Consider the following 24,758-nt stretch of genomic DNA (forward strand, 5'->3'; position numbering starts at 1 on the left):
TCTTTTCTTATGTGGCGTAGATGACGTCGCGGATTGCCGTCAGGCCCCGCTCGGTCTCTGCCTTTGGGGCCACAAGTGCGACCCTGATAAACTCATGTCCGGGGTTGAATCCGTCGATCTCGCGCGCCAGGTACGCGCCCGGCAGCACACGTACACCGGTCTCTTTCCACAATTTCAAAGCCGCTGCTTCGCCATCCGGCACGGGCAGCCAGAGAAAGAACCCGGCTTCCGGAGCCACATACCCCGGCACATCGCCCAGAATGCGATCTGCCAGGTCGTATTTCTCATGATACTGCGCGCGGTTTTGAATCACATGCTCCTCATCCGCCCAAACGGCGGCCGCCGCATGTTGCAGCGGCGTTGGCAGCGGCGTACCCGCATAGGTGCGCAGTTGCTTGGCTTCACGAATGGTTGCAGGCCCGCCGACAATGAAACCCGACCGCAGGCCCGGCAGGTTCGACCGCTTCGACAGCGAATGAAACGCAACGACGCGTTCCGGGTCCGCGTTGCCAATGCACTGCAACACACCGACGGGTGGCACGTCGCGGTAAATCTCGGAATAACATTCGTCGGCAAAGACCTGGAAATCGTACTTCTCAGCCAACGCAATCAAATCGCGCCAATAATCCGTACCAGCTACGGCCCCCTGCGGGTTTGCAGGCGAACACATGTAGCAAGCAACAGTGCGGTTCAATATCTCTGGATCAACCGATCCGTAATCCGGCAGATGCCCTGTCTCTGCCGTGGCTGGCACCAGCACCGGTTCGGCCCCTGCCGAAATGGCAGCCAGCATATAAACCTGATAAAATGGGTTGGGCATCAACACGACAGGCTGCTGCCCGTTCTTCACCTCGGGACACAAGGCCATGCCCGCATTATAGAGCCCCTCACGCGTGCCATTCAGCGGCATCACATTGGCATCGGCATCCATCGACACGCCATAGCGACGACCCAACCAATCACAAAACGCCTGCCTTAACTCCGGCAGCCCTTCATTCGGAGGGTAGTTGTTGAAGCCCGCGGCATGCTCGGCAATCACATCGGTGACCCAAGCGGGAAAGGCATGCTTCGGCTCCCCAATGGTCATATGCACCACGTCACCACCCGGCTCGATATGATCAAGCAAAGCGCGCAAACGCGGGAACGCATAAGCCGGAAGGTTCGAAAACCGCTCGGGAAACTTCATAAAACTGCCTCAGGTTCGGGATCATTCACGCCCCGTTTCCCCGAATGTACCCCAAGCAAGACTCCGGCGTCCAGAAAAACCACGTCAAAACGTCACCTTGTGGCAAATCCGCCAATCCCGGCTTCTTCTGGCCACAAATATCCCGGGGGCTTGGGGGCAGAGCCCCCATAAAATGACAAATCGTATCGCCGTCAGGCGCCCTTCGGATCAGCCCAACGCCGCCTCTGCTGCCACACCCATCCGCAACAGCGCTTCTTCGCAATTCTGCGGCCCCATCAACATGATCCCGCAACTGGGCACACCTGTCGGCAGTGTCAGCGCACAAATGCCCATCAAATTTCCAACCCGCGTATTACGCAGAGCCAGCAGGTTCTCGGTCTTGTAATACTCACTATCGGAGTTCAACCGCTCCAGGTTCGGCGGCAGGATCGGCGCGGATGGTGCCAACACTGCATCAAACGGTGCCACAGCCACGTCCCAGGCCTGCCGCACCGATTCCAACTTGGCCCAGGCTGCGTTGTAATCCGGCGCACTGAAATTCTTACCCAGCCTGAAGCGCTGCAACACCTCCGAGTACATGGCCTCCGGATCGGCCTCGATCACATCGCGCCATAGCCCGTAAACCTCACCGGGCATCAACGGCCCGGCCTGCGCCATCGCCTCTTCCAACTCCGGAACTTCCAACGGCTCCACCACGGCTCCCGCCGCCTCCAAGCGCGCCACGGCATCATCATAGGCGGTCCTGGGCGCATCCCGAATGTCGTCCAGAACCACGGTCTGCAACGCCGCAAAGCGCCTTCCCTCCAACGATGCACCGCGTAAATCACCGGGTACCTCCCCTTCCAGGATAGCCATCAAAAGCGCCGCATCTTCAACGGTCTTCGTCAACGGCCCCACGGTGTCGAACTTCAAAGACAAGGGCACACACCCTTCCAGAGACAACCGCCCATGGGTTGTCTTCAAGCCAACCAGATCGTTCCACGCCGACGGAATGCGCACCGACCCGCCCGTATCCGACCCGATAGCTGCCGGGGCCAAACCAAAGGCAACAGACGCGGCCGCACCTGACGATGACCCCCCCGGCACGGCATCCGCATCATTCACACAAGGCGGCGTGGCGGTGGATGGATTGTACCCCAAACCCGAAAACGCCAACTCGCTCATATGGGTCTTGCCCAGACATACCAGCCCTGCGGCGGTCGCATTCTGCACCACAACCGCGTCTCGATCCGGCACACGCCCGGCCAACAATTTCGATCCCGCCTCGGTCCCGTCACCCGCCGTATCAAACAAGTCCTTCCAGCTGACCGGCACTCCATCCAGAACCGACAACCGTCGCCCCGATTTGGCGCGTGCAGACGCCGCCTGCGCTTCGGCCAAGGCGCGCTCCTCGGTCAACCGGGCATAGACGCGATCCGCCAAGTCATGCCCCTTGATGCGCTCAAAAAATGCCTGAACCAGATCAACCGGATCGACCTCCCCCGCTCCAATGGCTCGGCCCAAATCCGCAGCACTCTTGTCGATCCACTCTTGCATGCTTTGCCCTCCAGTCGCGCTTCGCAAACGGTAGCGACGGTCGGGCGCATGGACAATCCCAAGCGCCCCGCCATATTGCCCCGCATGACCCATGACAGCGATATCCTGATCGTCGGAGGCGGACTGTCCGGCCCCATCCTCGCACTGGCACTGGCCCAGAGTGGACACAGCGTGACGGTGATCGACGCACTAACGGAAAAAGTGCGCAAGAACGCCGCATTTGACGGGCGCAGCTATGCCGTGGCGCTCACGTCGCAGCGACTTCTGAACAGTATCGGTGTCTGGGACGCCATCGCCGACAACAGCCAGCCGATCCTTGAGATTAAGGTCAGCGACGGGCGCGCAGGTGAAGGGCCATCACCCTTCTTCATGCATTTCGACCATGCCGAGATCGAGGAAGGTCCGATGGGCCACATGGTGCAAGACAGGCACATCCGGCGCGTGTTGCTTGATGCGATGGCCCAGTCGGATGGCATCACCCACCTGTCGGGTGAAACGGTCACGGCGCAGCAAGTCACTCCCGGCAGCGTGACGGTAACACTTGTTTCTGGCAAAACATTGTCAGGCAGCGTTCTGATCGGCGCAGATGGGCGTGGCAGCAGTACGGCCGAACGGGCAGGCATCAAGCGCACTGGCTGGGGTTACGGGCAGACGGCGCTTGTCTGCGCCATCGCGCATGAACAGCCACACCATGGCATCGCGCACCAGTTCTTCATGCCCGCAGGGCCTCTTGCCATCCTGCCCTTGCCCGGCAATGTCAGTTCCATCGTCTGGAGCGAAACAGCGGAAACCGCTACTGCCTTCAACGCACTGCCAGACGATGAGTATCTGGCCATGCTCCGCCCCCGCTTCGGCGACTTCCTTGGCAATATAAGCCTCGCAGGCCAGCGCTATACCTACCCTTTGTCCCTGTCGCTCGCACAAAACCTCGTAGATGACCGTCTCGCGCTCATCGGAGACGCTGCGCACGGAGTGCACCCTATTGCAGGCCAAGGCCTCAACGCAGGCATGCGCGACATCGCAGCACTCGCCGAAGTGATCACAGACGCCACAAGACGCGGCGAAGATCCTGGCAGCATCGCCGTCCTGCACCGCTACGAAGAATGGCGGCGCTTCGACAACACGGCGCTTGCGATGGCGACGGATGGATTCAACCGTTTGTTCTCAAACGATAATGCAATGGTCCGGGGCATCCGCGATATCGGCATGGGTGTGGTCAACGCGCTGCCTGGTCTGCGTCGCAGTTTCATCCGCGAAGCAGCGGGCCTAACCGGCGACTTGCCGCGACTGATGCAAGGCCAACCCCTCTGATGGGGCGCACGACACGTGCGCCTTACAGTTGCTGCATCGTTCCCATGTGACCGCTGGTGCTGTCGCAGCAAGCTGCGCCTTACAGAACACCCGTAAGGCGGACGTGTCGTCCGCCCCGCCCGTCAATCCAGCTTGCGCGCCTCGTCTTCCAGCATGACCGGAATACCGTTGCGAATAGGATAGGCCAAATGCGCCGCGTCCGAGATCAATTCTTGCGCGTCTGCATCATAGCGCAGGGTCGCATGTGTCAGCGGGCAAATCAGCGCCTCAAGAACCCGGCGGTCAATGTCAGTGGTCATTGCATCATTTCCCCTTCGCCGCCCCGTAGCGCAAACTCGATCAATGTGACCAAGGTCTCGCGACGGGTACTCAGCGACGGGGCCTCAAGCAAGGCCTGTTTGTCCTCGGGATCGAAGTCCAGCATCATCGACAGCGAATTGATCAGCAGCTCGTCATCCGCGTCCTTCAACGTCTCCCAATCCGCAGACAAGGATTGCGCCGCAAAGTATCGGCCCAGAATGTCCAGAAACACGGGCCGATCAAAGCTCAGATCTTCTTCGGTTCGCCCCTGATCACGGTCAAAGCCGCTCCAAGACACCTCGCACCGGCGATAGGGGGTGAACCCGTCGACCTCCTCTTGCACGCGAAACCGCGAGATCCCGGTCAGGGTGATCAGATAGCGATTGTCTTCTGTTTCGGAAAACTGAGTCACACGGCCTGCGCAGCCGATTGTTTGCAGGCCATTGCCCTTGCGACCTTCAACCTCGTTTGGCTGCACCATGCCAATCAATCGACCGGGCGTTTTCAACGCGTCGTCGAACATCTGCAGATACCGCGGTTCGAAAATATGCAACGGCAAACGCGCGCGCGGCAAAAGAAGAGCACCCGGCAATGGAAAGATCGGGATCACTCCGGGAAGGTCAGCCACTTTTATCATGAAGTGTCAGCTAGCTCGCAAAGCGGCTCAGGCAAATATCATTGAACTCAGGCGGCGACGGCCATTCAGAACAATCGGATCAGTGGGCTTGAGCGCGTCGAAAATCGTGAAAAGCTGCTCCTTGGCCGCGCCGTCGTTCCACTCGCGATCCTTGCCGAAAATGGTCAGCAACTCGTCCACGGCAGCTTCGGCATCTCCGTTGGCATAAAGCGCCTGAGCAAGATCGAGGCGGGCCTGATGATTGTCCGGCTCTGCCTCGACCGCCGCGCGCAACTCCGCCACGGGTCCCGCATCGGCGGCCTGGCGGGCAAGCTGGAGCTGGGCATGGGCCGCTTCCAACTCTGTGCTGTCGGAGATTTCTGCTGGCGCTCCGTTCAGGATGGCCTCAGCCTGATCGAGATCATCCATCGCGATGTGGGCGCGCACCAGCCCGCCATAGGCGCCTGCATGGTTTGCATCCTCCCCGAGAATCGCAGCGAAGGTTTGTGCCGCATCTACGGCCGCGCCTTCGGCAAGCATTTCTTCGGCTGCCTCAACGGCGCTATTAAGGTTGTCTGCGGGGGCTTCGCCACCTGCGGCCTTGATGACCCGGTCGATGAACTCGTTGATTTCCGACTGTGGCACCGCCCCTTGGAACCCGTCCACGGGCTGACCCTGCCAGAACGCGTACACGGTCGGGATGGATTGGATGCGGAGTTGGCCTGCGATGGCCTGGGCCTCGTCCACGTTGATCTTGACCATCTTTACCGCGCCCTTGGCGGCGGTGACGGCGGCCTCCAATTGGGGACCGAGGGTCTTGCAGGGGCCGCACCAGGGGGCCCAGAAATCCACGACGATGGGGACGGTCTGGGACGCCTCGACCACGTCCTGCATGAAGGTGGCCTCGGAGCCGTCCTTGATCAGATCAGCCTCGGCCGGGCCGGCAGACAATCCCAAATCCATGATCTCGATCCTTTTTCAGATATTGGGGGTTATATGGATTTAATTGGCGGGCCTGCCAAGGGGGAGTTGGGTGTCCCACGCTGGGACAGGAGGTGGGCCCCGGAGAATCAAGGGGTTACAGAGGTGGATTAGGGAGTTGTTAAGGAACTTGGGTCTCAAGCAGCGGTCTTGGTCGGACGCCATTTCGTGCTTTCACCCTCGGGCTTTCCGAAAGGTCGAGGGTTGGCACATGCTCTGAGACCTGGTGCAACGCCCCGGGATTTGATGCTGTCCGGGCCATTTTCGTGGCCCGGCATACATTCGAATGAGCCAGTCCTGTTGCGATGCTGACCAAAGGTGACTGCACACCTATCGGCCTCGACTGGTCTGGAGAGATCGGCGATGCGAAATTCGATCTTCGCCCCGGTCGTGACCTTGTTGAACACCGCGCAGCTTTGACTGAATGGCTTTTGCTGTTCCGAAGGAGAAATGCAGCCTTTGGAGGGGGATGCAGCGACCGGCTTGAAGGAGCCCATCTTGCAAGAATGTTGTGATGCAGCCAATGTCGGCTTCAGGAATTGATTGAAGTGGTGCGGCTATAGTGACCGAGCGGAGGGCATGGACTATCTCCAACGTTCAAAGATATGCAGCGCTCTTTGGTGCGGCGATCATCGGATTTGGCTTTGTTCCCGTTCCCTTGACCGACCCGTCACTTCCAAAGGCGACTTGGTTGGAATGGTCCGTTGCTGTTTTGCCTCTCATGCCATTCGCTATCTTGGCGCTTTCAATTGTTAGTCGTCGGAGGATACCGGTCGTTTTAGCGTTAGTCCTTGCCTTGATTTTTTTTAGCGCCGGAGCGTTCACCACATTCGTTTTGATGGCTTTGTCGGGCGGCGGAACAGAAATGGTCATACTGCACGGAACGGCTCTGACATTAGCGTGTGCCACTTCCATTCTGCTCGTCTCAGCCGCTAGGCAAAAAGCTAGGTCGGTCGCATTTGGCGTTTTCGTCCTTCCTATTTTGGTTGGGGTTTGGTCGCTAGCTACGGTTCCCCTAGCTTACGCAAGCGCCGTCGAAGCGTCCGCAAACCGTGCATACTGCATTGGCGAACACTCACCGATTGAGAGAGAACTAAGCTCCATGTTTGGGCTTCGCGGCTTATCCTTCTATACGACCAGATCAGGTTACAAAGTCGGTGACACTTGGTACTTCCACGGACTGCTTATTGTAGAAGGTGATAGCGGCTTGAACGTGTACAACTGGTCGCCAAGAGGCATGCGCTTTAAAGTTGTGGAGAGGCCTGAAACTTTGATTGCGGACCCATTTGTCGCTTGCCAGCCTAGGAATGGATTTTTTGAGGAACTCAATTTGATCTAGGCAGATCGGAAGCGATAGCCGACATTGAGCCTCAACTGGCAAACGGCAGCAAAGTCCCGCATAGCCGTCCTTTAGCCTGTCCCGCACAAGCCCGTGGGGTGGTGTTTCATCGTCTGTTTGACAGCGCTTTATGGCAGCCAGACAGAGTCCACAGAATTTCCGTTCGGCACGGCAGCCAAAACACCAGCCCGCCGGAACGGGCTTGTGTTGGACCGGCGCCTTCGGCTTGATTCCGGTCCGGTCAGTGAGTTGAAGGCGGGTCAGCTTTGTCTGCAAGGCGTACCTGTCCCCTGGCCAGCGTCTGGCTTGGATCAAGAAAGCCCTGCAATTGCACGCGTTTGGTGACGGTGATGTCTGAGGTGCTATCGCGTGCGCGCCGATCCGTTTGGCTGTGAGCGCTGCTGCGCACCTATCCCTTGGCCACCCGCTTTACTTACACATCAAACGTCGCAAACACCGGGGCGTGGTCGCTTGGCTTTTCCCACCCCCGCGCGTCGCGCAGGATGCGGCTTGAATGTGCCGCGTTCGAGATGTCGCCCGTGGCCCAGACATGGTCGAGGCGGCGGCCCTTGTCGGCGGCGTCCCAGTCCTTGGCCCGGTAGGACCACCACGAATAAAGCTGGCCGTCGGGGATGTCGGCGCGGGTGACGTCGACCCAGCCGCCTGCGTCCTGGGTCTCGGCAAGGTGTTCGACCTCGACCGGCGTGTGGCTGACAACCTTCAGAAGCTGCTTGTGAGACCAGACGTCATCCTCGCGCGGGGCGATGTTGAGGTCACCCACAAGGATGGATTTTTGCGGTTTGTCGCCGTGGAACCAGTCGCGCATGTCCGTGAGGTAGTCGAGTTTCTGGCCGAATTTGTCGTTCTTCTCTCGATCCGGCACGTCGCCGCCTGCGGGAACGTAGAAGTTGTGGATTGTGACGCCGTTTTCGAGCTGCCCCGCGATGTGGCGGGCGTGGCCGAGGCGCGCAAAATCCTGTGCGCTGGATTCGACCATGGGGATTTTGGACAGGATGGCCACGCCGTTGTAGCCCTTGTCGCCACGCGCGACCATGTGGGTGTAGCCCAGTGCTTCGAACCCGTCGCGGGGGATCTTGTCGACGGGGCTTTTGCACTCTTGCAGGCAGAGGACGTCGGGCCCTTCCTCCTCCAGCAGCTTGAGCACGATGGGTTCGCGGAGGCGGACGGAATTGATGTTCCAGGTGGCAAGCGTGAAGGGCATGGGGTGGGCTCCGGCGTTGGGTTTGGCGGCAGAGTAGACGCGTGTGGGCGGGGCCTCCACCCGGAAAATGAGGGATCGTTGCAGCGCGGTGATGTGCGATGGCTGTGGTCTTTGGATGGGCGCATTCTAGGTTCTGGTGGGTGCCGGTGTTGCGCGGCGTCACCCGTTGGGCGTTTGCAGATACGTCACGGGTGTCCGTGTGGCTTTTGCACTTCGCGCGGGGGACCGGTAGGGTGGCGTGACTGTCCTGGGGGAGGGATTATGAGCCAAGCAGATCATCCGTGGTCGGCCTTTTACGGGCCGTCCATGCGCACTGACATCGACACCGCCCACTACCGGACCATCGGCGACATGGTGAGCGCGGTGTCGCATCTGTACAAAAAGCAGACTGCGTTCACGGCGTGCCTGCCCAACGGGATGAACGGATCGCTGAGCTTTGCGCAGGTCGATGAGATGTCTGACGGGCTTGCGATTTATCTGCGCGAAACTGCCGGTCTGAAACAGGGGGATCGCGTTGCGTTGCAGGTGCCCAATGGTCTGTCCTTTCCCGTGGCTGCCTTTGCCATCCTGAAAGCGGGATGTGTCGTGGTGAACGTCAATCCGCTGTATACGGCCGAGGAGATGGCCCATCAGTTCGCTGATGCTGACCCTCAGGCGCTGATTGTCGTCGATATCTTTGCCGACAAGCTGACCCAGGCCCTGAAGGGTCATCCCATTCCAAATATCATCGTCACGCAGGTGGCCGAGTTTTTCCCTGCGATGCCGCGCGGGATTGTGCGGCTTGTGCAAAAGCACTGGGATCGGACGCTTGCTCCGATCACGTTGCCGCATATCCGGCTGCCCGAAGCGATTGAGGCCGGACAGCAGGAGAGTGTGCGCAACAGCATCGCCGTGGAGGAATATCGTGCGGCCCTGTCGCCCGACGATCTTGCGTGCTTGCAGTACACGGGCGGCACCACGGGTGTGTCGAAAGGTGCGATGCTGAGCCACGGCAATCTGATGATGAACATGGAACAGACCATGGAAATGATCAGCGGTGTGGAGAAGGGCAAGGAGGTCGCCCTGACGGCCCTGCCGCTGTATCACATCTTTGCGTTTACGGTGAACCTGCTGGGCTTCTATTCCCTTGGTGCGCGCAACATCCTGATCCCGAACCCACGCCCTTTGACGAACCTGAAGCGGGCGTTCGAGAACTATCCGATCAGCTGGATGAGTGGTGTGAATACGCTGTTCAACGGGCTGACCAACGAAATCTGGTTTCAGGACAGCCCACCGAAGCACCTCAAATTTGCATCCGCGGGCGGGATGGCGCTGCAAGGGTCTGTCGCGCAGCGGTGGCAGGAGGTGACGGGCAAGCCGGTGCTGGAGGGGTACGGGCTGACGGAATCGTCGCCTGTCATCACGTTCAATCCGCCGGGCAAGATGCGCCCCAATTCTATCGGGATACCGGTGCCGTCCACCGACCTGCGCTGTCTGGACGAAGACGGCAACGAGGTGCCGCAGGGCGAGGCCGGAGAGCTGGCGGCCCGTGGTCCGCAGATCATGAAGGGATACTGGAACAGGCCCGAGGAAACCGCCAAGACCATGCGCGGCGACTGGCTGTTGACGGGCGACATCGGGATCATGGATGCGGATGGCTATTTCTCGATCGTGGACCGCAAGAAGGACATGATCCTTGTCTCTGGCTTTAACGTCTATCCCAACGAGATCGAAGACTGCCTTGCGCGCCATCCGGGCGTGCTGGAGGCGGCTGTCATCGGGGTTCCGGGCGGCGCATCGGGAGAGGCCGTCAAAGCCTTTGTCGTTCTGCGGGACAAGACGCTGACCCCAGAGGCGATCCGCGCCTACTGCAAGGAACATCTGACGGGGTACAAGGTGCCGGCATCGGTTGAAGTCCGCGATGACCTGCCAAAATCGAACGTCGGAAAAATCCTGCGCAAGGATTTGCGGAACGAAGACACCGCGTTGCGCAACGCGTCCTGAAGATACGGATTACAGGTAGTACCCAAAATGGTCGGACAATTCGAACAGGCGATCCTCGCGCTCATGATCTTTGTGATCATGCTTGGCATGGGGGCATCCCTGACACCGCGCGACTTCATACTGGCGCTGAAGCGCCCCTATGGATTGATGATTGGCGTGATATCACAATACGGCTTCATGCCGTTCATTGGGTTCATACTGGCGCTTGTCCTGCCGGTATCGGACCCGATCAAGATCGGCATCCTGATCATGTCGTGCATGCCCGGCGGGACGACATCGAACATCTTTACCTACTTCTCAAAGGGCAATCTGGCGCTGTCCGTGCTGATGACCGTCACGTCGACCGTGTTTGGCGTGATCCTGATCCCGATTGTGCTGGTGATCTATGCGGGCGCACTGGACGTGGATATCCCGCGCGAGAACATCATCATCACGCTTGTCTTGCTGTTGGTGCCTGTCGCCATCGGGATGGTGATGCGCAAACTTAACGCCAATGTCGGCGCGGTGACGGAATTCATGGGCTCGATGCTGGCGATCTTCTTTATCGCGTTCCTGATCGTGTCGTGGATCCCCCGCAATTTCGCATTCCTGATGGAGACGGGTTGGGCGACCTATGCGGCGTCGATTGCGCTGGGGCTGATCGGTATCACCGTGGGCTACCTCTTTGCCAAGGCGCTCAAGCTGCATCCGCGCAACGCGCGCACCGTTGGGCTTGAGACGGGTATCCAGAACGGCCCGCTTGCCATTGCCATCATCGCGTTCACGTTTTCCGGGGTCGAGCAGCAGTCGGTCAACGCCGTGCCTGTGCTGTATTCCCTGTTCATCGTGATTGTGTCGACGCTGATCACGCTTTATTTCCGCCGTGCCAACACGGCGGCAGAGCAGAAGATGCCCGACGGGTTGTTGTAAGCGCGGATGTGCCTGCGCAGCGTCTTCGGTTGGGATCTATTCAGCGGCGTGCAGATGGTGAACGGGCGTCGTTGCAAAGCCGTCCCTTGTCTGTGGCGTGCGGATACCAAGGGCTGATCCCGCAATTTGCGTGCGCAGGACCTGTGCCGTGCCGCCGCCGATGGTGAACATGCGCACGTCGCGGTACATGCGTTCCAGCGGTTCCTTGTCGCCATAGCCCCGCGCGCCAAACATCTGCAACGCATCGTTCACGACCTTGATCGCCATTTCCGAGGCAAAGAGCTTGGCCCGCGCCGCCGATGTCATGTCGGGGAACTGGCTGCCGTTTGGCCCGCGCGACCGTGCCGCATCATGCAGCATCAGACGCGCGGCATGTATCTGCGTTTCCATGTCGGCCACCATCCATTGCAGGCCCTGAAACTCTGCCAGTGGCCGCCCGAATTGCTGGCGTTCCAGCAGGTAATCCTTGGCCCGGTCACAGGCCCCTGCTGCCACACCCATCGCGATTGTACCCGCACCCACCCGTTGCGAATTATAGGCGTTCATCAAATCGGCAAAACCGTGCCGGAACCCGGATGGCGGAAGAACGGCCCAGTCTTCGGCAATGACAAGGTTTTCCATTGTCAGTTCGGCCTCGGGCATGCCGCACAGCCCCATCGTCTTTTCGCGACCCGTGATCCTGAAGCCTTCGGGTGCAATACCTGCGTCCGGGTCCACGTGAACGATGAAACCGCCGATGCCCAACGGGCGACCGGCCTCGTCCAGCACTCGGGCGAACACCAGATGCAGCTTTGAGACGCCGCCGCCGGTGATCCAGTGCTTGGTCCCGTTGATCACGTAGGTCTTGCCGCGCTTTTGCGCCGTTGTGCGCATGTCGGTTGCCGCACTGCCCGCTTCGGGCTCGGTGATGCAGATCGCAGGTTTGTCACCGGCCAGAACGATGGGGGCGCAAAACGCTTTCTGCGCCTCGGTGCCATATGCCATGATGGCGCTGATGCCGCCCATGTTCGCCTCGACAACAACGCGGGCTGTCAGCGTGCAGGCTTTGGCGATCTCTTCCACCACCTGAACGACATCCAGGCAACTGGCACCCGATCCGCCAAATTCCTTTGGGAGGCTCATCCCCATGATGTTTGCATCCACCAGATCGGCGATGTTGTCCCAGCAATAGGTCCGCTCGGTGTCCCACGTGGCTGCGCGGCTTGCAAAGAGGGGTGCGAGGTCTTTGGCTTTGGCGACGGCTGGATGTGACATTGCGGAGCCTCCGGGTTGTTCACGAATAGTTTATCGCTGGATTTCTTCAACTCAACGAAATAAGAATGAATATCAAATTCAGGAAACCTGAACTTATGCAAACACGTGCCCTGAGAAACCTTGTCAAAACCGCAAATGTCGGGTCGTTTCTGCGCGCGGCGGAGCAGCTGAACATGACGTTGTCGGCGCTGTCCATGCAGATGAAAGGGCTGGAAACCGAGCTTGGCGTTCAGCTGTTTGACCGGTCTGTGAGGCCGCCGCGCCTGACGCCCATTGGACGGGCCATTGTCGACAAGGCCGAAGATGTTCTGGCGCGCGAAGATGCGTTGCTGGACCTGTGTGTGCCCGACGATGATCTGGTTGGCACGTTCCGCATCGGGTTTGTCACGTCTGCGGCGGCGCGGCTGTTGCCGCTGTTCCTCAAAAACACGCAGCGGGGCATGAAACGCGCCACTTTCGCGTTTGAAACGGGGTTGTCCAGGGCCTTGCAGGAGAGCGTCCTGACCGGGCGCCTTGATGCGGCAGTGGTCACGGGGACCGAGGGGAACTTGCGTGGCCTGACCCAAGTGGAGCTGCGCCGGGAGCCGTTTGTCTTTGCCGCTCATTCGGGGATTGCGGGCGATGGCCTTGGTGCTTTGATCGCCCGCCATACGTTCTTTCACTTCATGCCGCAGACCGGGATCGGGCAACTGATCGCGGATGCGATGAAGCCAATTGATCGCCCCGCCGACGCGCCCATTGTGGTGCTCGACAATCTGGAAGCGATCATGGGGTGCGTCAAAGCGGGGTTGGGGTTTACGCTGCTTCCCGGCCCGGATGTGAACCGGTACGCCGATGAGGATCTGGTGAAGTTCCCCGCGCCGGCAGAAAGCCGACGGTCGTTGGTGCTGGTGACCCGGTCCGGAGATTTCATCGGTCGGCGGCTGGATCTGCTGACGGCGCAATTTGATCCGCGACCTCTGGTTTGAGTTTGCAGGCTGCCGGGGCCGTGCGTCTTCGCACGTTCAGGCCCGTCCGCGTGCTGTTGTTCGCCCTTTTTTTGAAGGGTGAAACCGAAAAGCCTACGAAAATCGTGGGGCATTTGTTGAGAAACCCCCACCTGCGACCTACCTCTCCTCGGATGGGTCCGACGTTCGGGCCCCCATCGACACAAGCTGATCCTTCGGGGGTCGGACAAAAACAGTGGAGGACTCACACATGAAAGCCATAGCAACACTTGCTGCAACGGTGCTTGCCACGACAACCGCGTTTGCGGAAGGCGATCAGGATCGGACCGGCTGGCCCGAAAGCTTTACCGTCGCGACGGCCTCGCAAGGGGGCACGTATTTCGCCTACGGGTCGGGCTGGGCGAACCTTGTTGCCGAGGAGCTGGGCCTGACCGGCGGTGGCGAAGTGACGGGTGGACCCGGACAGAACATGGCGCTGGTCCATACCGGCGACGCGCAGTTCGGCATGACCACGATGGGTCCCGCAGCCGAGGCGATTGCGGGCCTCAGCCCGATTGCGCCCGGCCTTGAGATGACCAACGCCTGCGCGATGTTCCCGATGTACCAAACGCCGTTCTCGGTGACGGCGCTGTCGTCGTCGGGTATCACGACAATCGCGGATATCCCCGCAGGCTCCCGGATCGGCTTTGGCCCGGCGGGTTCAACATCCGACACGTATTTCCCGCGCATGATGGAAACTCTGGGCGTGGAGTTTGACCGCCGCAACGGGTCGTGGAGCGACCTTGGCGGACAGCTGCAGGACGGGTTGATCGACGTGATCGCCTTTGCCGCCGGTGTGCCCGTGCCTGCGGTCAGCCAGCTTGAGGTGCAGACGGATGTGAACATCATCGAATTCACCGAGGCCGAGCAAACCACGATCATGGAAGCCTTCCCCGTGGCCCCCTTCGACATTGCGGCCAGCACGTATTCGACGCTGGACGCGGATGCGCGGTCGGTGTCGATGTGGAACTTTGCCATCGCCAACTGCGACCTGCCCGACAGCATGGTCAATGCGGTGGTCGACATCATCATGTCCGACAATGAGCGGATGATGAACATTCACAAGGCTGCCCGCTCTACCCTTCCGGAGAACTGGGACAAGAACGGCGGCGTCATTGCATGGCACCCCGGTGCGGCCCAGTGGTTTGTCGAAAACGCGGGCGCTGATATCCCTGCGGACCAGATCCACAGCAAATAAGCCCTTTGTGATGGCCGCGCCGCTGGTGCGGCCATCGCTTTTCCATATCATGAGACATTTCAAAGCGACGGAATGATGCGGCCACAAGGGCGCACGGCAAGGGGGTATAGAATGACCATCAACGCTCAGCGAGACGATGTGCCCGACGGGCCGATCAATGTCGATGGTGTTGATGACGAACCCGTAGAACACAATCGCCGCGCCTTCGAAGGTCGGGCCTATCTGGCCATTGCCACGATTTCCGGTCTCTACGCCATTTTCCACATGGCCGTCCTGAACGGGTGGTCGATCAATTCGTGGACGGGGATCGATATTCCGGGCCTTCCCGTCTTTCCGATGGAGACGTGGAACTTTCGGATTGTTCACATTGCCGGGGCTTTGATCCTTGGATTCCTGCTGTATTCGGCACGCGAATTTCCGGAGCGGGACAGGGGCGGCAGGCACCCGCTTGATATGGTCGCCTACCTGGCTTTGCTGCCTGCCTTCTATGCCTGCTACACAGCGATTACCTTTGCCACGCAGATCGCGGGCGGCACGATGTGGAACGGCATTGATGCGGCCATTCGAACGGCTGAGATTTGGCACTACGGCGTGCCGCTGATCGCGGCCACGGCGATTGGCATCGTGGTTGGCTGGCTGCGGCCGCGGGTGCGCGGCAGTATCGCGTCGGCGGATCTGGTGCTTGTTGTCTGTTCCGTTGCTGTCGCGATCTATCTGATCACCGTCTTTGGCACGTTGATGCGCAACGCCACCGGCACGCCCTTTGCCCCCATCGGAATGAGCCTTGCCGCCGTGGCAGGTACCGCATTGATCATGGAGATGACGCGGCGGGTGGCCGGTCTGGCCCTGATCGTGATTGCGGGCATCTTTCTGGTCTACGTGTTTGTCGGTGACCTGCTGCCCGGCTTCCTGAACGCACCCGACATCGCGTGGCAGCGTTTCTTCAGCCAAGTCTATACCGATGCGGGCATCTTGGGGCCGACAACGGCGGTGTCCTCGACCTACATCATTCTCTTCATCATCTTTGCCGCCTTCTTGCAGGCGTCGAAAGTTGGCGAGTATTTCGTCAACTTCGCCTTTGCCGCCGCAGGCCGCGCGCGCGGTGGTCCGGCCAAGGTTTCCATCTTTGCCAGTGGCTTGATGGGGATGATCAACGGGACATCGGCGGGCAACGTGGTGGCCACCGGGTCCCTGACGATCCCCCTGATGAAAAAGGTCGGCTACAGGCAGACAACCGCAGGCGCGGTTGAGGCGGCAGCCTCTACCGGCGGGCAGATCATGCCGCCCATCATGGGCGCCGGTGCGTTCATCATGGCCGAGATCACCGGCATTCCCTATACCGACATTGCCATCGCCGCGATCATTCCTGCGGTCCTGTATTTCGTATCGATCTATTTCATGGTCGATTTCGAGGCCGCGAAGCTTGGCATGCGCGGGATGCGCGAGGATGAGTTGCCAAAGTTCCGCGACATGGCGCGGCGGGTGTTCCTGTTCCTGCCGATTGTCATTCTGATCGCGGCCCTGTTCATGGGCTATTCGGTGATCCGCGCCGGGACATTGGCGACGGCTGCCGCCGCCGTGGTCAGTTGGTTTACCCCCTACCGCATGGGCCTGCGATCCATCGCGAAGGCGTTCGAGCTGGCGGGCATCATGTCGATCCAGATCATTGCCGTCTGCGCCTGCGCGGGCATTATCGTCGGCGTCATTTCCCTGACCGGTGTGGGCGCGCGGTTCTCATCCGTGTTGCTGAGCATTGCAGATGCGAACCAGTTGCTGGCGCTGTTCTTTGCCATGTGCATTTCGATCCTGTTGGGCATGGGGATGCCCACGACAGCCGCCTATGCGGTTGCCGCAAGCGTCGTGGCGCCGGGCTTGGTTCAGCTGGGCATTCCCGCCCTTACCGCGCATTTCTTCGTGTTCTATTTCGCCGTCGTCTCTGCCATCACGCCGCCTGTGGCGCTGGCCAGCTATGCTGCTGCTGGTATTTCCGGGGCCAATCCGATGGAAACCTCTGTCGCGTCCTTCAAGATCGGAATCTCTGCCTTCATCGTGCCGTTCATGTTCTTCTATAACTCAGCACTGTTGATGGACGGCACGTGGTTCGAGGTTTTGCGTGCCGGTGCGACTGCCATCTTTGGCGTCTTCCTGTTGTCATCGGGCGTGCAGGGCTGGTGGACCGCACGGCGGGCGAGCTGGCCGATCCGGGCTGGGTTGATTGTTGTCGCGCTCTTTATGATCGAGGGCGGTATTGTGTCGGACCTGATTGGAGTGGGCGGGGCAGTCGCGCTGTTCGTTCTGTCCCGTGCGGCGAACCCGAAACCGGCGGCATCGTAAGCTTCGCCGGTGATCTGCGCGTGCGCGAGTATGATCGCGCCTTGCCCTTCTAGGCGAGGCGCGGCGTTTGCCTGTCACGCGCCCTTTGACCAAAGCTCCATCAAGGCTTGTGCCATTTCGACGTTCCTGTTGGCATAGACCGCCGCCTGCAACGCTTCCTGACCATAGCGGTTCGCAAGCGAGATCAGTTCACCGCTTTCGATCTCACGATGCGCCATGCTGAAGGGGAGCCAGCCAATGCCAAGCCCATGAAGCACCAGCTCCCGTGTGCCGCTGGAAAAGGCTGACACGCTGAATGCGTTGGCACCGGAGCCCGCAATGCCGAACGGCCTGTCGTTCTTCTGCAGCACCTCACCGAAGTAGCTGCCCACCGGATAGACGATCGCGGGCGTGTCGGCCGGAACCTCGCCCGCGTCCGTCACGATATAGCGCAGCGCGCCGCCGACCACCGGGACCAGATAGTCGTTTCCCCAGATGCCGCGCCGGATCTCCGGGCCGAACTGAAGCGGGCCGATGCTTTCGGCCTCGTAACACAGCAGCATGCTGGTATCGCCCCGCAGAAACATGGACACACAGTCATTCAGATTGCCGGCGCGCACGCGGAATTGCAGGCCCGGAAAGCTGCGCCTGGCCCGCAGTGCCATATCGGGGAAGGTTGCACAGACAGGAGCGTGCTGGGCGGCCAGCTCAACCGTCTGACGCGCCTTGTCGAATTGCGCAATTTTTGTGCGCAGCTCTCGCAGGCGGGCCATCAGCGCGCGGATTTCGGCCTCGTTGGACAGAAGGGCGTCGCTGATCTCCACCCTGTTGGTCTGCCGGTCCAGAACGGTCACGCCAAGCCAGTCCTCGAACCCGCGAATACGCCTTGAGAATGCAGGCTGAGTGATGTTTCGGCGGGCGGCGGCGCGGGACATGTTCCCTTCTTCCAGCAAGACAAGAACGTCGTCCAACCATTGCAATTGCATCGCGTCCCCCAGGTCCAGCCAAAGGAAATGTATGGGCAGCCCAAGCAAAAAGCACTGTTTTTCTATCTGGCCCTAGATGATGCTTGGGCTGATCGAGGCATGGGGGACATCGTGACTGCTACTGAACACATGACGGCGCAAGATTTGACCAGTGACACCGATGTGCTGGCGAGCCGCTGCAAGGAGCTTGCCGTGCGGCTGGCGCAGTTTCCGCGGGTCGCGCTGGGACACTTTCCGACCCCGCTGGAACCGATGGACCGCCTGAGCGAGATGCTGGGTGGTCCGCGACTGTGGGTGAAACGGGACGATTGTACCGGTCTGTCGTCGGGCGGCAACAAGACCCGCAAGCTTGAGTATCTGATGGCTGACGCCCAGCAAAAGGGTGCAGACACCATCATCACCCAAGGCGCCACCCAGTCAAATCATGCCCGCCAGACCGCTGCGGCGGCGGCCAAACTTGGCATGGGCTGTCATATTCTGCTTGAGGACCGCACCGGGTCAAATGATGAAAACTACATCATGAACGGCAACGTGCTGCTGGATCGCCTGCATGGGGCGACCGTGTCAAAGCGCAGCGGCGGCACCGACATGAATGCGGAAATGGAGCGGTTGGCCGACAGTTTGCAGCAGGACGGAAAGACGCCCTACATCATCCCCGGCGGCGGCTCCAACCCGATTGGCGCGCTGGGGTATGTCAATTGCGCCCGCGAACTGGTCGAGCAGGCCAGCGGCATGGGCCTGAAGATCGACGCGCTTGTGCATGCCACCGGATCGTCCGGTACGCAGGCCGGGCTGGTCGCAGGATTGGCCGCCATCGAAAGCGACATTCACCTGCTGGGCATCGGCGTGCGGGCACCGCAAGAAAAGCAGGAAGGCATGGTCTTTGACCTTGCACAGAAAACAGCGGCCTTTCTGGGCATGCCCGACGACATCGCCCGCAGCAGCGTCCGTGCCAATTGCGACTATGTCGGTCCGGGCTATGGTCTTCCGACGGACGGGATGATCGCCGCGCTGAAACTGCTGGCGCAGACCGAAGGGCTTTTGTTCGACCCGGTCTATTCCGGCAAGGGCCTTGATGGGCTGATCGACCTGACCCGCAAGGGCTATTTCGACGGTATGAGCAACGTCGTTTTCACCCATACTGGCGGCAGTGCCGCCCTGTTCGGCTATCCCGAGACCTTCGATTTGCCGGGCTACAGCTCATAAAAACAAAAAAGACTGACCAACAAGGAGAAACCTGAAATGACATTGAAGATGAAATTGATGACGGCGGCGATGACAAGCGTCCTCGCCGTGCCGGCCTTTGCAGAAGAAGTGAAAATCGGTGTCCCGACCTGGACCGGCGCACAGGCCATCGCCTATGTCCTGGGCGAGATTGTGACCACGCGCATTGGCGGAACCGTTGACTATGTTCCGGGCAACAATGCCACCATTTTCCAAGCCATGGATCAGGGCGAAGGCGACATTGATGTCCACCCCGATGTCTGGCTGCCGAACCAGGAAAGTTTCACCAAGCAATATGTCGATGAGGCGGGCACGGTGACGTTGTCGTCCAACCCGTATCAAGGCAATCAGGGTTTTTGCGTCTCCAAGGACTTTGCTGCCGCCAACGACATCACTGACATTGCGGACCTGGGGCGTCCTGACGTGGCCGCCCTGATGGACAGCGACGGCAACGGCCTGGGAGAGATGTGGATTGGTGCACCCGGCTGGGCCTCTGCCAATGTGAACGAGGTGAAGGTCCGCGATTACGGCCTGCTCGACTTTATTGAACCCATCCGCGCCGAAGAAGCCGTGAAAACGGCGCGCATCAAGGACAGCATCGCCAAAGGCGAAGGTTATGCGTTCTACTGCTATGAGCCGCACGCGGTCTGGTACATGTTCGACGTGACCATGTTGACGGAGCCAACCTTCGATCCAGCAAAATACAACATGATCCAGCCCTCCGACGATGCGGACTGGTATGAAAAGTCGATGGTCGCCACCAAGGATGACCTCAAGCAGGTGCAGATCGCATGGTCCAACTCGCTGGGCGACCGATCACCGGCCATTGCCGAGTTCTTTGCCAATTTCGCGCTGTCCGCCGATGATGTCAGCAACCTTGCCTTCGAGATCAGCGCCCAAGGTCGTGAGCCGGCTGACGTTGCAAAAGACTGGGTCGAAGCGAACTCGGATCGCGTGGACGCGATGTTGGGTCTTTGATCCGCGCAAGACCATGATCCCTGTCGGCACGGTCCCCCGTGCCGACGCCCCTGAATGTGGGTGACGCGACAATGCAGACCAATGAACGGGTCATCGAAATCTCCAACGTCTGGAAGATTTTTGGCGCCAAGCCGGAGCAGGCACTGCAAGCCATTCGCGACCGTGGGCTGAGCAAGGCCGAGGTGCTGGCGGAACACAATGCCGTCGTGGGCGTCGCCGATGTCAGCTTGTCCGTCAATCGCGGAGAGATCTTCTGCATCATGGGTCTGTCCGGCAGCGGCAAGTCCACCCTTGTGCGCCATTTCAATCGCCTGCTGGAACCGACAGCGGGCAAGATCGAGATTGAGGGCACCGATGTCATGGCCCTTGGGCCGAAAGAGTTGCAGACCTTCCGCAATCGCAAGATCGGCATGGTGTTTCAGAACTTTGCCCTGATGCCGCATCGGTCTGTTCTGGACAATGTCGCGATGCCGCTGGAAATTCGGCAAGTCGCCAAGAATGAACGTATGCGGCAGGCGGCCGCCATCCTTGATATTGTCGAGTTGGGGGCCTGGGGCTCCAAATTTGCGCATGAGTTGTCGGGCGGCATGCAGCAACGCGTCGGCCTTGCACGCGCCTTGGCCGCGAACCCGGATGTCCTGTTGATGGACGAGCCGTTCTCTGCGCTTGATCCGCTTATTCGGCGGCAGTTGCAGGACGAGTTCATCCGCCTGTCCAAAATCCTGAAAAAGACCACGATCTTTATCACGCATGACTTGGATGAAGCCGTGCGCATTGGCGACCGCATTGCCATCATGCGCGATGGCAAGGTGGTTCAGGTCGGCACGGCCGAGGATATCGTGATGCAGCCCGCGGATGATTATGTGGCGGATTTCGTTGCCGGTATCTCGCGCCTGAAAGTGGTGCATGCCCATGCCGTCATGCAGCCGATGGACGCCTATGTCGCCAGCAATGGCCCGATCCCGGCCAGCGCCCCGCGTGTCGACGGGCAGGAGACCCTGAGCAATCTGATCAACCTCGCCATTGACGACGCCAACCCGATCCTTGTGCAGGACGGTGGGCAGGATGCAGGCATCATCACCCGCGCGGATCTGCTGCGCACCGTGATCGAAGGAACGGAGGTTTCATGATGGACGCCACAGTGAACCCACTCGACGATCCGCACAGCGATGCCGCGATCGCCTATGCAGAAGAGCGGCGTGACAATATCCGCACCTTCGTGCGGACCAGTCCGGATTACTACATCAGGAATTTCAACAAGATTGGCGCGTCGGCCCGGTTCACCCCGACCCTCAACCTGATGGCCGGGCTGTTTGGTCCCATCTGGTTCGGGGCACGTGGGCTGTGGTCCTGGGCCCTGCCATTTCTGATCATCGAAGCGCTGGCGCTGGTGCAAATTGCGCGCGGCCTTTTCGGTGATCTGGGCGCGGATGCGATGGCGCGCATCGCCTCAATCGAGGGCACGCTGGAGCTGCGGCGCCAGCAACTGGCCGCCGCCATCGAAAGCGGGTCCGACAGGGTCGATGCCTTCCAAAGGGCCGTAGAGGGTCTTGAGGCCAACATTGGCGGCATGCGCGACGAGGCGGCCGCCATGGCCGCGCAGGGGCCACAGATCGTGCTGATCGGCTTGGTCATCTTGCTGCTGGCCAAGGCGGCACAGGCGATGGTGGCCAACTGGGCGCTTGAGGCGCGCTTTTCCGACTGGTTGTCCGACCGCTCGGTCCGGTCCGGCATGCCCGTATCCCAGATCGTCTTTAGCGCGATATTCATGGCCCTGATCGTGCTGGCCGCGATGCTGCACTACAGCTTTCCGGGGCGCTTCGATCTGCTGGGCAATTTCCCGACCAACCCGGACATCCGCCTGACCAGCATCGAATGGGTCGAGACCTTTTTCAACTGGGCGGTTCTGAATGGCGAGGCGCTGTTCGACGGGATCACCTTCGTGATCCGCCTGCTGCTGGACGCGCTGGAGATCGTGTTTGTCAGTACGCCGTGGATCGTGATTGCCGCGTTGATCATCCTGCTGACTTGGTTGACGGCTGGTGTCCGCATGGCGATCTATTCGGGCGCGTTCCTGTCCTACATGGGCTTGCTGGGGTTCTGGGAAAAAGCGATGACAACGCTGGCCCTGCTGGGCACTGCCGCGTGCCTGTCGATCCTGATTGGTATTCCCCTGGGTATGTTCGCGGCACGCCGTCCGCGGTTCTATTCGGCCATTCAGCCGATCATGGATTTCATGCAGACCATGCCTGCTTTTGTCTTCATGATCCCTGTCATCGCCTTTTTCGGGACCGGCAAGCCTGCGGCCGTGGTGACCACGATGATCTTTGGTGGCACGCCTGTGGTGCGCCTGACTGTACTTGGCCTGCGCGGTGTGCCGGAAAGCGTGCGCGAGGCTGCGATCTCTTTCGGGGCGAACAAGTGGTATTTGTTGACGCGGGTTGATTTGCCCCTTGCCAGCCCCTCGATCCGGGCGGGCATCAACCAGACGATCATGCTGTCGCTGGCGATGGTTGTTGTCGCCTCTCTGATCGGGGCCAAGGGGCTGGGCGAGGACGTGCTGGAAGCGCTGCAATACGCGAATGTCGGCCAGGGGATCCTTGCCGGCTTTGCAATCCTGTTTTGCGCGATGATCCTTGACCGGATTGTTCAGGGGCAGCGCAAGTGACACCGCTTGTCATGGTCCATGGGTTCATGGGTGGTGGCGCGCAATGGGATGGCGAGGTGGCGGCGCTGTCGGACAGTCACGAGGTGATTGCCCTCGACCTGCCGGGGTTCGGACGGAACGCCGATTTGGAGCCGATCAACACCATTGGCGGATTCGCGGACTGGGTGACTGAGCAGTTGGAGAAACGGGGGGTGCGTCAGTTCCACCTGCTTGGCCACTCCATGGGCGGTATGATCGTTCAGGACATTGCTCGGAAGGTGCCGGACAGGATCGCGTCCCTTATCCTCTATGCGACGGGGGCCAAGGGCGTCTTGCCCGGACGGTTCGAGACAATCGCGCAAAGCAAGGCGCGGGCACAGACAGATGGGGCACGCACTACCGCCCGGCGGATCGCAGCGACCTGGTTCCTGCGGGGCGACGCCGCCCCCGGTTATGCAAGCTGCGCCGCAATCGCAGAACGGGCGACTTTGCCCGCCATCATGGCGGGACTGGATGCGATGGAAGGCTGGTCAGGCGAAGCCGCACTTGCCGCTCTTCGGCCAAAGACGCTGATCATCTGGGGAGACTGCGACCGGACCTATGCATGGGCGCAGACGGAACAGTTGTGGAAGACAATCCCGAACACGCGCCTTGCCGTTGTTCCGGCTTGCGCCCATGCCGTGCATCTTGAGAAACCGGACCTGTTTGCAGCCCTGTTGCAAGATCATCTGAGCCACGTTTGACGGCAGTCTGCGCCTTGGCCCAAGGAGCGTCTTGCGCCACCGCATTGCTGCGGATTCACCCGCTTCCAACGCCACTGTCACCTTGACCACTGCACAAAAAAAACCCGGGCACGCAGGCCCGGGCAAGTCCAACAGGGAGGTACATGTTTTGCCGCGAGGCGGCCCCGACATGTGCGGGCTTCTAGCCTGTAACCTGAGCCAAGGCGAAAGGTTCCGCCTTGACCCAAATCAAACTCAGGCCATCAGACGATATCCACCAGATTCGGTCACAAGAAGGCGCGCATTTGACGGATCTGGTTCGATTTTCTGGCGCAGACGGTAGATGTGCGTTTCCAGCGTGTGGGTTGTGACACCCGCATTGTAACCCCACACCTCGTGCAGCAGCACGTCGCGGGCCACCACACCTTCGGTCGAACGGTAGAGGAATTTGAGGATGTTGGTTTCCTTCTCCGTCAGGCGGATTTTCCGGTCATCTTCGGTGATCAGCATCTTGACGGATGGCTTGAACGTGTACGGCCCAAGCGTGAAAACGGCATCTTCGGATTGTTCATGCTGACGCAGCTGGGCACGGATACGGGCCAGAAGGACAGGGAACTTGAAAGGCTTGCTGACATAGTCATTCGCACCCGCATCAAGGCCGAGGATCGTGTCTGCGTCGGTGTCGTGACCCGTCAGCATCAGGATGGGTGATTTGACCCCCTGCTTGCGCATCACGCGGCAAAGTTCGCGGCCGTCCGTGTCGGGCAGGCCCACATCGAGAATCACGAGGTCGTAGATCGCCTCCTTGGCCTTGACCAGCGCGTCCTGACCATTGCCCGCCTCGAACACGTCGAAGTCTTCGGTCATGACCAGCTGTTCGCTGAGCGCCTCGCGCAGGTCTTCGTCATCGTCGACCAGCAGAATCTTTTTCAGTTGTGCCATGGCTCTTCTCCCTGTCCGTGTTGAGGGATAGATGCGCTTTGGGGGTGATTTCAGCAAGTTATGGAGGTTTTGTTTCACGCCCATGTGTGACGGAGTGTGCAAATGTTTCAATTCTCGTGGGATTT

The 24,758-nt window shown here is 60.1% G+C and carries 21 protein-coding genes; 11 read left to right on the forward strand and 10 right to left on the reverse strand.

Translation table 11 applies throughout. The annotated features are described in order from the left end of the window. Positions 1-7 precede the first annotated feature (7 nt). Positions 8-1,186 carry an aminotransferase class I/II-fold pyridoxal phosphate-dependent enzyme gene (locus Q1A32_RS04925; protein WP_299650309.1) on the reverse strand — a complete coding sequence of 393 codons (1,179 nt, stop codon included), beginning with the start codon at positions 1,184-1,186 and terminating at the stop codon, positions 8-10. Between the two features lie 207 nt (positions 1,187-1,393). Then, positions 1,394-2,722 carry an amidase gene (locus tag Q1A32_RS04930; protein WP_299650312.1) on the reverse strand — a complete coding sequence of 443 codons (1,329 nt, stop codon included), beginning with the start codon at positions 2,720-2,722 and terminating at the stop codon, positions 1,394-1,396. A 48-nt stretch (positions 2,723-2,770) separates the two neighbouring features. Between Q1A32_RS04930 and Q1A32_RS04935 the strand changes: the two genes are divergently transcribed. Next, positions 2,771-4,033: an FAD-dependent monooxygenase gene (locus Q1A32_RS04935; RefSeq protein WP_299650315.1), complete on the forward strand. Its 1,263-nt coding sequence runs from the start codon at positions 2,771-2,773 to the stop codon at positions 4,031-4,033. A 122-nt stretch (positions 4,034-4,155) separates the two neighbouring features. Here the strand turns inward: Q1A32_RS04935 and Q1A32_RS04940 are convergent, their stop codons facing one another. The 5 genes from Q1A32_RS04940 to Q1A32_RS04960 form a co-directional block, all read right to left on the reverse strand. Then, positions 4,156-4,332, reverse strand: a complete 177-nt coding sequence (locus Q1A32_RS04940; protein WP_299608895.1) for a Trm112 family protein — start codon at positions 4,330-4,332, stop codon at positions 4,156-4,158. Beyond that, the gene (locus Q1A32_RS04945; RefSeq protein ID WP_299608892.1) at positions 4,329-4,970 is read right to left on the reverse strand and encodes an LON peptidase substrate-binding domain-containing protein; all 642 of its coding nucleotides are present in this window, start codon (positions 4,968-4,970) and stop codon (positions 4,329-4,331) included. Before Q1A32_RS04945 ends, Q1A32_RS04940 begins: the two co-directional genes overlap by 4 nt. Positions 4,971-4,997: 27 nt before the next feature. Beyond that, the gene (locus tag Q1A32_RS04950) at positions 4,998-5,915 is read right to left on the reverse strand and encodes a co-chaperone YbbN (protein WP_299652779.1); all 918 of its coding nucleotides are present in this window, start codon (positions 5,913-5,915) and stop codon (positions 4,998-5,000) included. A gap of 612 nt (positions 5,916-6,527) precedes the next feature. After that, positions 6,528-6,803 carry a hypothetical protein gene (locus Q1A32_RS04955; protein WP_299650318.1) on the reverse strand — a complete coding sequence of 92 codons (276 nt, stop codon included), beginning with the start codon at positions 6,801-6,803 and terminating at the stop codon, positions 6,528-6,530. Positions 6,804-7,702: 899 nt separating this feature from the next. Continuing rightward, positions 7,703-8,491 carry an exodeoxyribonuclease III gene (locus tag Q1A32_RS04960; RefSeq protein ID WP_299650321.1) on the reverse strand — a complete coding sequence of 263 codons (789 nt, stop codon included), beginning with the start codon at positions 8,489-8,491 and terminating at the stop codon, positions 7,703-7,705. 261 nt (positions 8,492-8,752) lie between these two features. On the opposite strand from Q1A32_RS04960, the gene Q1A32_RS04965 reads away from it, so the two are divergent. Further along, on the forward strand, positions 8,753-10,474 hold the full coding sequence (locus tag Q1A32_RS04965) for an AMP-binding protein (RefSeq protein WP_299650324.1): 1,722 nt from the start codon (positions 8,753-8,755) through the stop codon (positions 10,472-10,474). Positions 10,475-10,501: 27 nt separating this feature from the next. After that, positions 10,502-11,383, forward strand: coding sequence for a bile acid:sodium symporter family protein (locus Q1A32_RS04970; protein WP_299650326.1), 882 nt, complete (start codon positions 10,502-10,504; stop codon positions 11,381-11,383). A gap of 36 nt (positions 11,384-11,419) precedes the next feature. Here Q1A32_RS04970 and acdA read toward each other — a convergent pair whose 3' ends face one another. Beyond that, positions 11,420-12,637, reverse strand: a complete 1,218-nt coding sequence (gene acdA / locus Q1A32_RS04975) for a 3-sulfinopropanoyl-CoA desulfinase (RefSeq protein ID WP_299650329.1) — start codon at positions 12,635-12,637, stop codon at positions 11,420-11,422. Between the two features lie 95 nt (positions 12,638-12,732). Here acdA and Q1A32_RS04980 point away from each other — a divergent pair, with 95 nt between their 5' ends. From Q1A32_RS04980 to Q1A32_RS04990, 3 genes are all read left to right on the forward strand, one after another. Beyond that, the gene (locus Q1A32_RS04980; protein ID WP_299650332.1) at positions 12,733-13,605 is read left to right on the forward strand and encodes a LysR family transcriptional regulator; all 873 of its coding nucleotides are present in this window, start codon (positions 12,733-12,735) and stop codon (positions 13,603-13,605) included. Between the two features lie 229 nt (positions 13,606-13,834). Continuing rightward, entirely contained in the window at positions 13,835-14,821 is a 987-nt protein-coding gene (locus tag Q1A32_RS04985; RefSeq protein WP_299650335.1) for a TAXI family TRAP transporter solute-binding subunit, read from the forward strand. Between the two features lie 111 nt (positions 14,822-14,932). Beyond that, entirely contained in the window at positions 14,933-17,155 is a 2,223-nt protein-coding gene (locus Q1A32_RS04990) for a TRAP transporter fused permease subunit (protein WP_299650337.1), read from the forward strand. A 74-nt stretch (positions 17,156-17,229) separates the two neighbouring features. On the opposite strand, the gene Q1A32_RS04995 is transcribed toward Q1A32_RS04990, so the two are convergent. Then, on the reverse strand, positions 17,230-18,120 hold the full coding sequence (locus tag Q1A32_RS04995; RefSeq protein WP_299650340.1) for a LysR family transcriptional regulator: 891 nt from the start codon (positions 18,118-18,120) through the stop codon (positions 17,230-17,232). A 192-nt stretch (positions 18,121-18,312) separates the two neighbouring features. On the opposite strand from Q1A32_RS04995, the gene Q1A32_RS05000 reads away from it, so the two are divergent. The 5 genes from Q1A32_RS05000 (at position 18,313) to Q1A32_RS05020 (ending at position 23,712) form a co-directional block, all read left to right on the forward strand. Then, the gene (locus tag Q1A32_RS05000) at positions 18,313-19,326 is read left to right on the forward strand and encodes a D-cysteine desulfhydrase (RefSeq protein WP_299652782.1); all 1,014 of its coding nucleotides are present in this window, start codon (positions 18,313-18,315) and stop codon (positions 19,324-19,326) included. A 36-nt stretch (positions 19,327-19,362) separates the two neighbouring features. Further along, positions 19,363-20,322: a glycine betaine ABC transporter substrate-binding protein gene (locus Q1A32_RS05005; protein ID WP_299650343.1), complete on the forward strand. Its 960-nt coding sequence runs from the start codon at positions 19,363-19,365 to the stop codon at positions 20,320-20,322. 71 nt (positions 20,323-20,393) lie between these two features. After that, complete coding sequence (locus Q1A32_RS05010) at positions 20,394-21,452, forward strand: glycine betaine/L-proline ABC transporter ATP-binding protein (protein ID WP_299610893.1); 1,059 nt, start codon at positions 20,394-20,396, stop codon at positions 21,450-21,452. Next, positions 21,452-22,990: a proline/glycine betaine ABC transporter permease gene (locus Q1A32_RS05015; protein ID WP_299652784.1), complete on the forward strand. Its 1,539-nt coding sequence runs from the start codon at positions 21,452-21,454 to the stop codon at positions 22,988-22,990. The genes Q1A32_RS05010 and Q1A32_RS05015 overlap by 1 nt, the downstream gene beginning before the upstream one ends. Continuing rightward, positions 22,987-23,712 carry an alpha/beta fold hydrolase gene (locus tag Q1A32_RS05020; protein ID WP_299650346.1) on the forward strand — a complete coding sequence of 242 codons (726 nt, stop codon included), beginning with the start codon at positions 22,987-22,989 and terminating at the stop codon, positions 23,710-23,712. Before Q1A32_RS05015 ends, Q1A32_RS05020 begins: the two co-directional genes overlap by 4 nt. Before the next feature lie 234 nt (positions 23,713-23,946). On the opposite strand, the gene Q1A32_RS05025 is transcribed toward Q1A32_RS05020, so the two are convergent. Then, a complete protein-coding gene (locus Q1A32_RS05025; RefSeq protein WP_299608760.1) occupies positions 23,947-24,633 on the reverse strand; it encodes a response regulator transcription factor in 687 nt (228 codons plus the stop codon). Positions 24,634-24,758 lie beyond the last annotated feature (125 nt).

Source organism: uncultured Tateyamaria sp. (assembly GCF_947503415.1).
Lineage (GTDB): Bacteria > Pseudomonadota > Alphaproteobacteria > Rhodobacterales > Rhodobacteraceae > Tateyamaria.